At 55.6% G+C, this 14,506-nt stretch carries 13 protein-coding genes; 8 read left to right on the plus strand and 5 right to left on the minus strand.

The genetic code is table 11. The features are described 5' to 3' along the window. Window positions 1-75 precede the first annotated feature (75 nt). Window positions 76-297, plus strand: coding sequence for a hypothetical protein (locus GO988_RS16755; protein ID WP_157567648.1), 222 nt, complete (start codon window positions 76-78; stop codon window positions 295-297). A 373-nt stretch (window positions 298-670) separates the two neighbouring features. Then, window positions 671-946 (plus strand): hypothetical protein, encoded by a 276-nt coding sequence (locus tag GO988_RS16760; RefSeq protein ID WP_157567650.1) that lies wholly within the window; start codon window positions 671-673, stop codon window positions 944-946. 53 nt (window positions 947-999) lie between these two features. Here the strand turns inward: GO988_RS16760 and GO988_RS16765 are convergent, their stop codons facing one another. The 4 genes from GO988_RS16765 to GO988_RS16780 all read right to left on the minus strand — a co-directional run bounded on the left by GO988_RS16765 (window position 1,000) and on the right by GO988_RS16780 (window position 3,990). Further along, complete coding sequence (locus GO988_RS16765) at window positions 1,000-1,566, minus strand: hypothetical protein (RefSeq protein WP_157567652.1); 567 nt, start codon at window positions 1,564-1,566, stop codon at window positions 1,000-1,002. A 128-nt stretch (window positions 1,567-1,694) separates the two neighbouring features. Further along, the gene (gene murQ, locus GO988_RS16770; RefSeq protein ID WP_317164900.1) at window positions 1,695-2,492 is read right to left on the minus strand and encodes an N-acetylmuramic acid 6-phosphate etherase; all 798 of its coding nucleotides are present in this window, start codon (window positions 2,490-2,492) and stop codon (window positions 1,695-1,697) included. A gap of 49 nt (window positions 2,493-2,541) precedes the next feature. Next, complete coding sequence (locus GO988_RS16775) at window positions 2,542-2,793, minus strand: cytochrome b5 domain-containing protein (RefSeq protein ID WP_157567654.1); 252 nt, start codon at window positions 2,791-2,793, stop codon at window positions 2,542-2,544. Between the two features lie 12 nt (window positions 2,794-2,805). Then, on the minus strand, window positions 2,806-3,990 hold the full coding sequence (locus tag GO988_RS16780; RefSeq protein WP_157567656.1) for a formimidoylglutamase: 1,185 nt from the start codon (window positions 3,988-3,990) through the stop codon (window positions 2,806-2,808). 152 nt (window positions 3,991-4,142) lie between these two features. On the opposite strand from GO988_RS16780, the gene GO988_RS16785 reads away from it, so the two are divergent. The 5 genes from GO988_RS16785 to GO988_RS16805 all read left to right on the plus strand — a co-directional run bounded on the left by GO988_RS16785 (window position 4,143) and on the right by GO988_RS16805 (window position 12,379). Continuing rightward, window positions 4,143-5,906, plus strand: a complete 1,764-nt coding sequence (locus tag GO988_RS16785) for an AMP-dependent synthetase/ligase (RefSeq protein WP_157567658.1) — start codon at window positions 4,143-4,145, stop codon at window positions 5,904-5,906. Window positions 5,907-6,090: 184 nt separating this feature from the next. Next, complete coding sequence (locus tag GO988_RS16790) at window positions 6,091-6,567, plus strand: MarR family winged helix-turn-helix transcriptional regulator (protein WP_157567660.1); 477 nt, start codon at window positions 6,091-6,093, stop codon at window positions 6,565-6,567. A gap of 71 nt (window positions 6,568-6,638) precedes the next feature. Then, window positions 6,639-9,047 (plus strand): 3-hydroxyacyl-CoA dehydrogenase/enoyl-CoA hydratase family protein, encoded by a 2,409-nt coding sequence (locus tag GO988_RS16795; protein ID WP_157567662.1) that lies wholly within the window; start codon window positions 6,639-6,641, stop codon window positions 9,045-9,047. Between the two features lie 110 nt (window positions 9,048-9,157). Next, window positions 9,158-10,342 (plus strand): acetyl-CoA C-acyltransferase, encoded by a 1,185-nt coding sequence (locus GO988_RS16800; RefSeq protein WP_157567664.1) that lies wholly within the window; start codon window positions 9,158-9,160, stop codon window positions 10,340-10,342. 249 nt (window positions 10,343-10,591) lie between these two features. Then, window positions 10,592-12,379, plus strand: coding sequence for an acyl-CoA dehydrogenase family protein (locus GO988_RS16805; RefSeq protein ID WP_157567666.1), 1,788 nt, complete (start codon window positions 10,592-10,594; stop codon window positions 12,377-12,379). A gap of 106 nt (window positions 12,380-12,485) precedes the next feature. Here the strand turns inward: GO988_RS16805 and GO988_RS16810 are convergent, their stop codons facing one another. Then, window positions 12,486-13,952, minus strand: a complete 1,467-nt coding sequence (locus GO988_RS16810) for a hypothetical protein (protein ID WP_157567668.1) — start codon at window positions 13,950-13,952, stop codon at window positions 12,486-12,488. A gap of 330 nt (window positions 13,953-14,282) precedes the next feature. Here GO988_RS16810 and GO988_RS16815 point away from each other — a divergent pair, with 330 nt between their 5' ends. After that, on the plus strand, window positions 14,283-14,501 hold the full coding sequence (locus GO988_RS16815) for a hypothetical protein (protein ID WP_157567670.1): 219 nt from the start codon (window positions 14,283-14,285) through the stop codon (window positions 14,499-14,501). Window positions 14,502-14,506 lie beyond the last annotated feature (5 nt).

Below are 14,506 nucleotides of genomic sequence, written 5' to 3' on the forward strand. Positions count from 1 at the left end.
GTGGGTTACCGGGTTACCTCGTTTCCTGTGGAGTATTAAGATTCGGAAACTATCAAAACCCTTTCCTCCTTCACCATGAAAAAAGTACTCTTCCTCGCCGTTGCCGCAATGTCCCTTTCGCTCGCTTCGTGCGACAGCAAAACCGAAGACAAAGCTGAAGCTACCGGCAACGCCGTGAAAGCTGAAGGCGAAGCCAAAGCTGACTCACTCGAGAACAAGGCTGATGCCGTTCGTGACTCGGCTGACAAAAAAGGCGAAGCTATCGGCGATGCTGCTGATGCCAAAGACCCTAAGTAATTAGCTTGGTATAGCACTAAGTCAAACTAGTGTTAACCTAATAATAATAAAAAGCTCCACTTAACGGTGGAGCTTTTTTTGTGTTTACAGTCAAGCAATTGTTTAAAAAATCGTACTGATGAAATAATGTACTTAATCGCAACCAAATGTACCTTACTATTCGTAAACGGGTGCTTCATTAAAACTATTTGAAGACATTAACCACTAATAAACTTATTACAGTATAATTCACATACTCTAAGAGCGATAAATAAGCTTAGCTATTTTAACGGAATAAGCGTATAATCCAAAAATTAGTTTGTTATTTTAAACTTCTGAACCGCTTCCTACGTCTAGGGGCAATAAGCTCTTTCCACCTTTTTCTTTCTTCACCATGAAAAACCTTCTTCTCCTTGCCTTCTTGGCAGGCGCTACGGCTGTAGAAGCTGCTCCGTTGGCCCCAGTGTCTACGACCCACGTAAACCAGGACCAAACCCCCGACAAAAAAGACTTGAAGCGTCAGCGCAAACTGCGCAAGCAAACGGGCCCGGAAGTGTACAAAGGCACGGTAGCTAACCAAAACCGCATCATCAACGACGCCCCCGGCGCAAACAAAGATGACGACGGCGACGACTCGCCCCGCAAGAGCAAACGCTCGAAGAAGCAATAGCTTACGCTGATTACTACACAAAAAAGCCGGCCCCAAAGCCGGCTTTTTGTGGTTTAGCCCAAGCGGCGGCGTAGCAAGCCTTCCACCGTTTCTACCAAACGGCGAGGCTCATAGGTGCGCCAGGGCAAATCGTCGAGCTCGCCCCCAAAGTTGATATAATTGTCCAGGTTATATTGGCTCATTTCGCGGCGCACGTGCTCTTGAAAATTGACGCCTGCAATCCAACCGTCTTCTACTTCTTCAAACCACTCCTCGTAGTAGCTATCGTCGGACCCGTGAAAATTAAACACGTTTTCACCGATGAGAATAAAGCGCTTGATGCCTTCGTGCAACATCACATCTAAGATGTTGCGCTTCAAGCTCATAATATCGTTCTCAATGGCGTCGTTCCACTCCCCAATAAATTCGAGCACGGCCGTATGGTCGTCGTAATCAACCCACAGTATTTTTAGAAACAGCGTATCTGATTCTAAGCTATCCCATTGAGGGTGAATATAGTAGCCATAGATAGTGTTAGAGAACGTGTCTAGGCTATACTCGGCGCCAAACAGCGGCGAGCGCTCGTCCTCGGTGGCGGAATACTGGTCAATCCAATTGTAGTGGGGTTCGATGGTATGCATAGCAAAAGGGCGAAATGAGGCCGGCCCCTTTGCCAAAACGCTCGTGCGGCCGAATCGTTCGGGTTTAAGGCACCCAGCTGCAATAACCTATTGGCAGTCAATAAACTGAATTAACCTGCAGGGAGTGGCTATTGGCGAGCCAGCAGAGCGGCCCGCACCGAGCCATGCGCCCGGAGCAGTTCGGCTGCTTCAGCCTGCGCAATCCCCAACTCGTCCATCAGCATGCGTTGGCCGCGTTCTACCAGCTTCTCGTTGCTGAGCTGCATGTCTACCATTTTGTTGCCGCGCACACGGCCCAAGCGAATAAAAGTGGCCGTTGTGAGCATATTAAGCACCAGTTTTTGCGCCGTGCCGGCCTTGAGCCGAGTGCTACCCGTCAGAAATTCGGGCCCGGTTACTACTTCCACTGGCCACTCGCAGGCCGCCGCCACGGCCGAGCCTGCGTTGCACACTACGCAGCCGGTAGCAAGGCCCGCGGCCCGCGCCGCTTGCAGCCCGCCTATCACGTAGGGCGTGCGGCCCGACGCGGCAATGCCGACTAGTACGTCTTTCTCGTTTGCGCTAAACTGCTGTAAGTCCAGCCAGGCCTGCGTCTCATTGTCTTCCGCGCCTTCTACTGCCTGCCGAATAGCTCCATCGCCACCAGCCATAATGCCCACCACTAGCCCCGCTGGCACGCCAAACGTAGGCGGGCACTCCGAAGCATCAACCACCCCCAGGCGCCCGCTGGTGCCCGCCCCGATGTAGAACAGCCGCCCGCCGGCTTGCAGCCGCGTCACGGTAACTTCCACCAGCTTTTCGAGCTGGGGTAGGGCCTTCGCCACGGCTAGCGGCACCGTCTGGTCGAGCTGGTTCATGCCCGCCAAAATGGCCGCGGTGGGCAGGCTTTCGAGGTTATTATATTCGGAAGGCGTTTCGGTAGTCACGAGAAGGGAGTTAGTAGAAGAAGGGGGTAGGGGCCTGCGGCATAGCTATTTAATTTTTCAGCAGACCAATCACGGCAAACTTATCAAACACGGTAGCCAGGTGCGGCGCATCTTCGTCTAGCTCGCGGGTGAGGTCTTGGCCGGCCCAGTGCTCGTAGTGGTTGCCGCGCTGCCACAGGCGCGAGCGAGTGACGTCGTAAATCTGGCCTTGGTAGGCCACCCATATTTCGTCGCGGTCCTGGCCATTGCGGAGCGCTAGCTGCGACCGAGTATAAAGCGGTAGTGGGTCGTTATCAATCATCTTGCTACCCCCCTAGCCAAGTAAAGCTTGCGTACGAATCCAGCGTTGGGGGAGGTCGCCTTGGGCGGCGTGCAGGTAGTCTTGGTGCGTGCAGGGCACAATGCGCTTCACTGAGTGGTCGGCCATGCTTTCAACTTCCATCCACCACTTATCGGTATCGGAGCGGCGCGACTTATAAAAGACCAGCTCGGTGGGCGTGCCGCGGCCTGTGCCGGGTAGCACCAGCGTATAGGTGAGAAAGCGGTAGGTACCGAAACCTGTTTCGGGCCGGCGGTGGTGGTGGCCCTCAATAAAATACCAGAGCATAGTGGCCAGCGTAGAGGCGGCCAAGCCGTGTGGGTCGTGGTCGGGCCGGTAGCCGTAGAGGCCGATGGACGTCAGCTGCTCGTTGTGGCCCGCGTACCAGCATAGCTGCGCCGCATCCTCATTGCCCAGGCCGAAAGGGCTAGCGGGGTAGTAGCCGGGCGCATCCTGCCAGCGAATTGCCGCAATGTCGATACTCAAAAAATTGGCCTGCCGCAGGACCGGCTCCGCCAAGCGGCGGTCGGTACGCAGCTCGCCCACGCTCATGGTTTCGAAGTGCAGCTTCTCGAAGGCCGTCAGCACATCGGGGGGGGTAAGATACTGCTGATGCCCCAGGTGCGCGCAGCTGAAAATGAAGTTGGGTTCGTGCACCAGCAAGCGCCGCAGGTGGCTGTCTTCGGGCGCGGTACCAGGGTGCGGCATCGCCATGTCGGGCCGCGAGTCGATAACGGCGAAATTGATAGCGGGGGTAGGCTCGTGCTGCGGTTCGTAAGCCAGAAATTGGCCGTAGTCGAGGTCGTGGCCGCCACCCAGCAGTATGGGTATTGTATTGGCTTCCAGCAAAGCGGCTACTATTTCGCGCAGCCGCTGGTAGGTATCCTCCAGGCTGAGGCCGGGGCGCAGATTGCCCAAATCAACGAGGCGCAGCGGGCCGCTACCCCGCTGCATTTGGTAGAAGCGCTCGCGCACGCGGTTGGCGCCGTGGCAGCCGGGTGGTGGGGCCCCCGCGGCCGTGCCGCGCCACTCGTCTAGGCCAATGAGGGCGAGGTCGGCAGCGCGCCAATCGGGAAAAGTTTCGGCAAAGCGCGTAACATAAGCCGCTACCGTGGTGGGCGCGGCCGAAGCAGCAGTCAGCTCGTCGGGTAAAGAATCAAAAAACAGGGCCAGGTTCATCAGCAAGCGCGGCGGGGCGCCGTCAAATTTACGCCTTCCCCCGTCCAGATTAGCTTTTTGGCCCCGCGCATTCCGAGGCAGGGAGAGATTTTAGGGAAAAACCTGTTTCTTTAGCACCGTATTCCCACGCCGCCGCTTTTTGCCTTGTTTTTATGGACGTCCGTCGCTCCTTCGATATTCTTGCCAATCAACTCGAAAAATTTCCTAAATCCGATGCCCTCGCTGCTAAAATCGACGGCCAGTATATGCCCCTCAGCACCCAGCAAGTGCAGGAGCAGACCGATTTAGTCAGCCTAGGCCTGCTTAGTCTAGGCCTAAAAAAAGACGATAAGGTGGCCATTATCAGCATGAACCGGCCCGAGTGGCTGTTGGCTGATTTCGGGATTGCGCAAATCGGCGCTACCAGCGTGCCCATGTACCCCAGTATTACGGTCGAGGATTATAAGTATATTTTTACTGATGCCGGAGTGCGGGCCGTGTTTGTGGCCGACGAGAAGCTGTACGAAAAGGTGAAGGAAGCCACGGCTGGCCTCGATATTCCACCGCAAAATGTATTTACGTTTGATAAAGTAGCCGGCGCGCGTCATTTTAGCGAGCTGTTAGCGCTCGGTAAGCAGGGTAAGGTTGCTGACCTGGTATCCCTCAAGGCCGCCGTGCAGCCCGACGACCTGCTCACGCTCATCTACACCAGTGGCACCACCGGCAACCCCAAGGGCGTGATGCTTAGCCACGATAACTTGCTGAGTAACTGCCGCAGCTCATCGGCGGCAGTGCCGGTAGGCGCCAACGATAAAGCACTCAGCTTCTTACCGTTGTGCCATATTTTTGAGCGCATGGTCACGTACTTGTACATGATTCACGGGGTAAGCATTTACTACGCCGAGAGCATGGAAACCATTGCCGACAACCTGCGCGAAGTGCACCCCAGCATTTTCACAACCGTGCCGCGCCTACTCGAGAAGGTATATGACAGAATTGTGGCCAAAGGCCACGAGCAAACTGGTATCAAACACAAGCTTTTCTTCTGGGCACTGGATTTGGGTTTGAAATATGATACCCAGAAGGACCAAGGATTTCTATACAATACCGAATTAGCATTAGCTAATAAGCTCATTTTCAATAAGTGGCGCGAGGCGCTAGGCGGCAGCCTGCGCTGCATCGTGAGCGGCGGCGGCGCGTTGCAGCCACGCTTAGCCCGTGTATTTTGGGCGGCCGGCATTCGGGTGATGGAGGGCTACGGCCTCACCGAAACCTCGCCGGTAATTGCCGTGAACGGCTACGAGGCGAAGGACAATATGATTGGCGCTGTCGGCCCGCTCATCGAAAATATGGAGGTGAAAATCGCCGCCGACGGCGAGATTCTGACCAAATCCGCTTCCGTGATGAAGGGTTATTATAATAAACCCGAACTCACGGCCGAAGCCATCGACCAAGACGGTTGGTTCCATACTGGCGACATTGGCGAGTTTGTCAACGGCCGTTTTCTCAAGATTACCGACCGCAAAAAGGAGATGTTCAAAACGTCGGGCGGCAAATATATTGCACCGCAAGTCATTGAAAACAAGATGAAAGAAGACCCCCTTATCGAGCAGATGATGGTGGTCGGCGCCGACCAGAAGTTTCCTGGCGCGCTCATCATTCCGGCCTTCGATGAGCTAAAAAAGTGGGCCACTAAGCACGGCGTAACCGCCACGACGAACGAGGAATTGGTGAAAGACGAGAAGGTATTGCACCTCTACCACGACCTCACGCTGCAATACAACAAAAGCTTCGCGCAGTGGGAACAGGTGAAAAAAATCGTGCTTTTACCCGAGCAGTGGACCGTAGAAACCGGCGAGATGACACCGACCATGAAAGTGAAGCGAAAAATCATCACCGAAAACAACAAGGCAGTAATTGAGGGGCTATATAAATAGCCAGCACACACAAATTCAGAACGTCCTGCTGAGCTTGCCCAAGCACCGCTACTGCTTTATCTAACGAGGCGAGCGAAGTGTTTGAGCAAGCTCAGTAGGACGTTCTTTCATTTTTTAAATGCGGCCCAACTAGTATGCAAGCCTAACAAAATTCTTCGTATGTTTACCGCACTTTCGCTGCGATATGAAACCCGAAGAAACCGTTGATTACAACATTAAAGTAGCCTGGCACGCCATTTCGCGCATGTACAATACGCAGGCGGCCCGCTACGACATCACCACGAGCATCGGCTTCGTGCTGCTGAACATCGACCAGGAGCTGGGCACACCTGCCACCAAAATCGCGCCGCTGCTAGGCCTCGAAACCCGCTCGCTGACGCGCATTTTGCGCAGCATGGAGGAAAAAGGCCTGATTTACAAGCAAGCCGATACCCAGGATAAACGCTCGGTGCGCATTTTCCTGACCGAGCTAGGCTTGGAGAAAAAAGAAATCTCGCGCCAAACGGTACGGCATTTCAACCTCAAGGTGCGCGAAAAAATCCCGCAGAACCAGTTGGATAGCTTCTTCAAGGTAGCCAGCCAGATTACGAGCATGATTGAGGGTAAGACGCTCTTTGATGACTTTGAGTTGAAGCCGCTACGCAAGGAAACGCCGGCTTAGCACTCCATTAATTTATTGAGAATTAGCTTATTCCCACCCAACGCGGTCTGCAAAGCCCGCGCTATTTCCATATGAAACGAATCATCAAGAAAGTTGCCGTGCTGGGCTCGGGCGTGATGGGCTCGCGCATTGCCTGCCACTTCGCTAACATCGGTGTGCAAGTGCTTTTGCTCGACATTGCGCCGAAGGAGTTGACGCCAGACGAGGAAAAAAAGGGTCTGAAGCTAGATGCGCCCGCCGTGCGCAACCGCATCGTGAACAGTGCGTTGCAGGCTGCGGTGGTGGCCAACCCGTCGCCGCTCTACCGCAAGAGCGAAGCCAGCCGCATCAAAACCGGCAATTTTGACGACAACCTGAAGGATATTGCCTCGTGCGACTGGGTAATTGAAGTAGTAGTAGAGCGGCTCGACATCAAGAAGAGCATTTACGAGCGCGTAGAGCAGTTCCGCAAGAAAGGCACGCTCATCACGAGCAATACCAGCGGCATTCCAATTCACTTGCTGGCCGAGGGCCGCTCCGAAGATTTTACGCAGCACTTCTGCGGCACGCACTTCTTCAACCCGCCGCGGTATTTGAAGCTGCTCGAAATCATCCCTACCCCCGCTACCAAGCCCGAGGTCATTGATTTCTTGCTGCACTACGGCGACTTGTACCTGGGTAAAACGGTAGTACTGGCCAAGGACACGCCGGGCTTCATCGCCAACCGCGTGGGCGTGTTTGCCCTGCTCGACGCCATGCAGACCATGCAGAAGCTGGGCCTGACGGTGGAAGAAACCGACAAGCTAACCGGCCCGGTTATCGGCCACGCCAAGTCCGCTACGCTGCGCACGTCCGACGTGGTCGGCCTTGATACGACTATTAATGTGGCCAACGGCCTGGCCCAAGGCCTGCCCGACGACGAGGCGAAAGACGTATTCGTGCTGCCCGATTTCGTGCAGAAAATGGGCGAGAATAAGTGGCTGGGCGACAAGACCGGCCAAGGCTTTTATAAGAAAGTAAAAGGCGAGGGTGGCAAGTCGGAAATCCACGCGCTCGACCTCAATACGCTGGAATACAAGCCGAGCCAGAAGGTAAAATTTGCCACGCTGGAGCTGACTAAGACCATCGATAAGCTCGCCGACCGCTTCAAAGTTTTGGTGGGGGGTAAGGACAAAGCCGGCGAGTTTTATCGCCTGAGCTTCGGCAGCCTGTTTGCCTACGTGAGCAACCGCGTGCCCGAAATTGCGGACCAGCTTTACAAGATTGACGACGCGCTACGTGCCGGCTTCGGCTGGGAACTGGGCCCTTTTGAAACCTGGGATGCCTTGGGCGTAGAAGTGGGGGTAGGGCTGGCGCAAGCCGCCGGCCGCACCGTGGCGCCGTGGGTAGAAGAAATGCTAGCGGCGGGCAACCAGACCTTTTATAAGTTGAATGCCAGCGGCGTGCGCGAATTCTACGACAAGGAAAGCAAGCAGTACCAGCCGGTGTCGGGGGTAGCGAATTTTATCATTCTCGACAACCTGCGGGCCAGCGGCAAAGTGCTGTGGAAGAACGCCGGCGCTTCGGTCATCGACCTCGGCGATGGTATTCTGAATGTGGAGTTCCACTCAAAGATGAACTCGCTGGGCACCGATGTTATCCAGGGTCTTTTGAAGGGCGTAGAGCTAGCCGAAAACGGTTACCGCGGCCTTGTAGTGGGCAACGACGCGCCGAATTTCTCGGCCGGCGCCAACCTAGGCCTCGTGTACATGCAGGCGCTGGAGCAGGAGTTTGACGAGCTGAATATGATGATTCAGCAGTTTCAGCAGGCCATGATGCGGATGCGCTACAGCAGCATTCCGGTGGTGGGTACGCCGCACGGCCTCACGCTGGGCGGCGGCTGCGAGCTCAACCTGCACTGCGACCGCGTGGTAGCGTCGGCCGAGTCGTATATCGGCCTCGTCGAATTTGGCGTGGGCCTGATACCCGGCGGCGGCGGCACTAAGGAAATGACCCTGCGCACGGCCCTCAAGCACGAGGAAGGGGAGCCAGAATTCAACTTACTGCGCAACACGTACATGACCATCAGCACGGCTAAGGTTTCGACTTCGGCGGCTGAAGCTTTTGACCTGGGCTTCCTGCGCCGGGGCGACGAAATTGTGGTAAACCCCAACCGCGTAATCGCCCAGGCCAAGGCCGCCGCCATCGAGCTAGCCGACGCTGGTTACTCGCAGCCCACCCAGAAAACCAACATCAAGGTGCACGGCAAGGGCGCGCTGGCAATGTTCCGCACCGGCGTGTACGCCATGCAGCAAGGCCAGTATATTTCAAAGCACGACGAACTGATTGCCAACAAGCTAGCTTACGTCATGTGCGGCGGCGACCTCTCCTCCCCTACCGAGGTGAGCGAGCAATACCTACTCGATTTGGAGCGCGAGGCGTTCCTCAGCCTCTGCGGCGAGCGCAAGACATTGGAGCGAATTCAGTCGATTCTGACTACTGGAAAGCCGCTACGCAATTAATTAGTTAGCACCGAATGGAAGGGGGTAGCAGGCGTGTTTCACTGTGAAAACGCTGCGCGCAACGCCTGCTACCCTTTCACCTCGGCGCAAAAAAATCCCACCCTAGTATCATGGCTAATACCGCATATATCGTGGCCGGCTACCGCACGGCCGTTGGAAAAGCGCCGCGTGGCGTCTTCCGCTTTACCCGCCCCGACGACCTGGCCGCCGAGGTTATCAAGCACCTCGTGAAGTCGGTGCCGGCGCTTGACCCCAGCCGCGTTGACGACGTGATAGTGGGCAACGCCGTGCCCGAGGCCGAGCAGGGCCTGCAAATGGGCCGCCTCATCTCGCTGCTGGCCCTACCCATCAACGTACCCGGCCTTATTGTGAATCGCTACTGCGGCTCGGGGGTCGAAACCATCGCCATGGCAGTGGGCAAAATCACGGCGGGCATGGCCGATTGCATCATTGCGGGCGGCACCGAAAGCATGAGTATGGTGCCCACCGTGGGCTGGAAAACCGTGCCTAACTATAAGCTCGCCAACGAGCACCCCGACTATTACATGGGCATGGGCCTAACGGCCGAAGCCGTAGCCCAAGACTATAAAATTAGCCGCCAAGACCAGGACGAATTTTCGTATAACTCGCACCAAAAGGCTATTAAAGCCATCGCGGCCGGCAAGTTTGCCAAGAGCATCGTACCCATCACGGTGGAGGAAACCTACCTCGACCAAGCCACTGGCAAGAAGAAAAACCGCTCCTACGTAGTCGATACCGATGAAGGCCCGCGCGCCGATACGTCCATCGAAGCGCTGGCCCGCCTGCGCCCCGTATTCGCCGCCAATGGCAGCGTTACGGCCGGCAACTCGTCGCAAACTTCCGACGGCGCAGCCTTCGTGTTGGTGATGAGCGAGCGCATGGTAAAGGAACTCAATCTGGAGCCCATCGCGCGCATGGTTACCTACGCCACCGAGGGGGTAGACCCCCGCATCATGGGCATGGGCCCAATTAAAGCCGTGCCGAAAGCCCTCAAGCAAGCTGGTATGAAGCTGGAAGACATCGACTTATTTGAACTGAATGAGGCCTTCGCGTCGCAGTCGCTGGCCGTGGTGCGCGAGCTAGGCATCGACACCGACAAGCTGAACGTGAATGGCGGTGCCATTGCCTTGGGCCACCCGCTGGGCTGCTCGGGTGCCAAGCTCTCCATTCAGCTTTTTGATGAGTTGCGCGACCGCGGCCAGAAATACGGCATTGTCACCGCTTGTGTGGGCGGCGGCCAAGGCGTGGCGGGCATTTACGAGTTGCTGAAATAGGTTTATTATTCGTCTGTCCGGCTGAACAAAGCGAAGCATCTTAGTTGGTAACGCGGGGGTAGTATCCCAGCTAACCCGAATAAGATATTGACCTATGCTCCGCAGGACAGACGGATTTTTTTATTTCAAAGTACTCGGCACGCCTAACATTTTTTACTTATCTTGCAACACTAATTCGGGCAACTCCGTGTTGCCCAATTACTCGGCAAGCCTAACAGTTTCAACTCCCACTCAACCTTAATTACCATCATGGAAGTATCGAACAAAACCGCTCCGAAGGGCGGCGAATTCATCATCAAGCCGACTGAGGCCCAAGACGTTTTCACGCCCGCCGACTTCACGGAGGAGCAGAACATGATGCACCAGACCTGCCTGGACTTCGTGAACACCGAAGTGATGCCGCTGCTCGACCGCCTCGACAACCACGAGGAAGGCCTGATGCGCGGCCTGATGGAGAAAGCTGGCCAACTCGGCCTATTTGGCGTGAGCGTGCCCGAGCAGTTTGGCGGGTTGGATATGGACTTCGCCACGGCCTTGCGCGTGACGGAGGGGGTAGGCGGCGGCCACTCGTTTCCGGTAGCATTTGCGGCCCACACGGGCATCGCGCTGCTACCCATCCTGTATTTCGGCACCGACGAGCAGAAGAAAAAATACATTCCCGGCCTCACCGATGGCACCCTGATGGGCGCCTACTGCCTCACCGAGCCCGGCTCGGGCTCCGACGCGCTAGGCGCCAAGACCAAAGCCGTGCTGAACGCCGAAGGCACGCACTACGTGCTGAACGGCCAGAAAATGTGGATTACTAACGCCGGTTTTGCCGACGTGTTTATTGTATTCGCTAAGATTGACGGGGAGCAGTTTACGGGCTTCATTGTGGAGAAAAACACGCCCGGCCTGAGCCTCGGCAACGAGGAGCACAAGATGGGCATCCGGGGTTCTTCCACGCGCCAGGTATTCCTGAGCGACGCGCAAGTGCCTAAGGAAAACGTGCTAGGCGAGATTGGCAAAGGCCACCTCATCGCCTTCAACGTGCTCAACATTGGCCGCATTAAGCTGGCTGCCGCCTGCCTGGGCGGTGCCAAAGCCGCTGCTACCCAGAGCGTAAAATATGCCAACGAGCGGGTGCAGTTCAAGCTGCCCATCAGCAAGTTTGGCGCAATTCGTTATAAAATTGCCGAGCAGGCTATCCGCCTCTACGCCGCTGAGTCGGCCATCTACCGCGCCGGCGACGACATCTACCGCAAAGAGCAGGAACTGCTGGCTGGTGGTGCGGGCGCCAATGAAGCGCTGCTGGGCGCCGCCCGCGAGTTTGCCGTGGAGTGCGCTATCCTGAAAGTGGAAGGCTCGGAAGTACTTGATTACGTGGTGGATGAAGGCGTGCAGATTTTTGGTGGCTACGGCTTCTCGGCCGATTACCCCATGGACCGCGCCTACCGCGACTCGCGCATCAACCGGATTTTTGAGGGCACCAACGAAATCAACCGGATGCTGGCCGTCGATATGATTCTGAAAAAGGGTTTGAAAGGCGAGCTCGACCTCATGGGCCCGGCGCAAGCCGTGCAGCAGGAATTGATGAGCATTCCGAGCCTAGGCGAAAGCGACGATTCGCCCTTCGCCACCGAGAAAAAGACCATCGCCAACCTCAAGAAGGCGATTTTGATGATTGCCGGCACGGCCGTGCAGAAGTACATGAACTCGCTCGCTAAGGAGCAGGAAGTACTGATGAATATCGCCGACATGGCCATCAAAACTTACACCGCCGAAAGCGTGCTGCTGCGCGTAGAGAAGGAAATCGCCGCTAAAGGCGAGGAGGCCCTAAGCCGCCAGCTCGACATCGCTCGCGTGTATCTATCCGATACGGTGAACACCGTAGAAAAGGCTGGTAAAGAAGCTATTGCTAGCATGACCGAAGGCGACGAGCAGCGCCTGCTGGCCATGGGCCTCAAGCGCTTCACCAAAGCCGAGCTTTTTAACGTGAAGGATGCTCGTCGCCGCATCGCGGCCGGCGTGATTGAAGCCAACGAGTACTGCTACTAGAACTCTGGCTCTCAGCGGCTTTTGTCGTTGGGTACTCCCTACTACTAAAAAGGCCGCTCCTTGCTAGGAGCGGCCTTTTTAGTAGTAGGGAGCATAAGGGGGGAAGCTATTTCAACTTTACTTCATTAAGTTGGAGTGCAGCCGATTTTTTAGTAGGGCGACTGATACCGATGATAGTTTTGGGGCCGAGCCAGGTGGTGAAATCTTTCACATAGGCGAGCTGCTGGTCGTTGGCTACGTTGAGCTTGAGGCGCTGCGGGGCACCGAGCACACCCGTGGGCGTTTGGAGATGGCGCAGATAAAGGTCCGATTTACCGTTCAGCGTTTCTAAAGTTAGCAGCTGCACTTCATCGCCGAAAGCGGCGGCCCGCACGCCGATACCCGTATAGCTGTCGATGGCAGGGGCTACTTGGTCTTTAGGGACCACAAGGTGCCAGCTTGGCGCCACAAAGGCATTATAGCCAAATAGATACAGCTCGCGCGCGTGCACAGGCAATTCGGGGCCACCCTCTTCAAAATGACGCTCGGCAACCACCACCAAGTTTTTGCTTTCGGTCAGTAGCATATCGGCTAGGTACACATCGGCCAAGCGTTTCACTTCCGTACCCGTGGCTTTGGTTACTTCAGCCAGAAAAGGAGCCGCAAAAGGCAGTTCATCGCCCAGCTTGATGCGATTGGTTTCAAAATCGAAACGCATGACCTTCAGACTAGTTAGCTCACCCGTGCCGTAGTTGGCGCACAAAGCGGCGGCGTAGAGCTGGCCATCGGGCAGCAGGCTAAACTTGGCATCGCGGATGGTAATTGGCTGGCCACCGAACACCCCACCTACCGGCACGCCCAGCACCGGAATGGGCGTTGCTACCCCCACCCGATCGGCGGAGGGGGGGTAGCGACGCACGGTCAGTTTCTTCATGCCATCGCCGAGTAGCGTCACGTATTGCGTGCCATCATTAGCGAGCAGAATATTAGGTGAAAAGAAATCGCCTTGGTCCCGAAAATCATAGGTGCGGTCCAGCACTTTGGTTAGCTTCTGGTCATAGAGGGTACCCACTAGGCTGCGCACTTGCTCATCGCGGGTAGCGTAGCGAAAGGCAAGCAGGCGGCTACCGTCGGGTGAGAGCCGCACGCTGGGGCGGCGCTCGCTGGCGGCGGCAGTCACCAGTACCACCGGCGCTCCCTTTTGACCACCCGCCAATGCAACGGGTTGCACCGTCAAGTTTTGGCCGCTTTCATCGGCGTGGTGCAGCACTACCCAGGCTTGCTCGGCGCTACGCCCAAAGGCCTCAACGGTTTCGCCGGGTGCGACGGGCAAGGTGGTGCTCCACTGCTTTTTAAGGTTGGCGTCGTACCGTTCTACTGCGTAGGCGCTGCCGCTTTGATGGGCCAGAATCACGAAACCACTACCATCGGCCAAGGCCAGGGTTTTCTGCGGTACGCGCTGGTTATAACGGTCTTCCCCCTGCTCGGGTAGGTAGCTAAAAGGTACTGATTTGATTTTTTGAGCCTTAGTGGGGTAGGCCACTCCTAGTACGCCACTCAATATTAAAGTAGCTAAACTGAAACGAAAATGCATAGAATATAATCGATAAGCTCGGCCTTAACGAGGGCCCGGCACTCCAAAAGTACCATTACGCTAACACACGTGCTTGCTGTCAAGTTATTTAATAACAGTAGGCTTCTAATAGCCAATCGTATATTTGCCCCGGTGGCAACTAAAAAAAACGATTAAAGCGCAACTATGTCACCATTTAATCGTTCAAGGGGCGCGCGCTATATGCAAGCAGTTTCCCTAGGAAATATATTCTTACCTACTCCCACCCATTTCTTATTTTCTTCTTATTCAGCTAAAAAGCTTACTAACTGGCACCAATCTTGAGGTAGAACGTGCCGCTACCCATATCTTATGAAATCCCTACTTAAAATCAGTTTACTTTTTGCCCTGATTATCGCCGGCCGCTACATGCAACTGACTACGCCAGCGGCTGTTGCTGGTTTGACTAAGTCGCCGGTAGTGCTCTTTTCGCCAGCTAGCACCATGACGCTGACGCACTACATGGGCATGCAGAAAGCTCCTGTTGAGGCTGCCCGTCAACGAAAGCAGGTAGCTGCTACCTGGTATTAAATTAT

This window comes from Hymenobacter ginkgonis (genome assembly GCF_009755225.1).
In the GTDB taxonomy this organism is placed as follows: domain Bacteria; phylum Bacteroidota; class Bacteroidia; order Cytophagales; family Hymenobacteraceae; genus Hymenobacter; species Hymenobacter ginkgonis.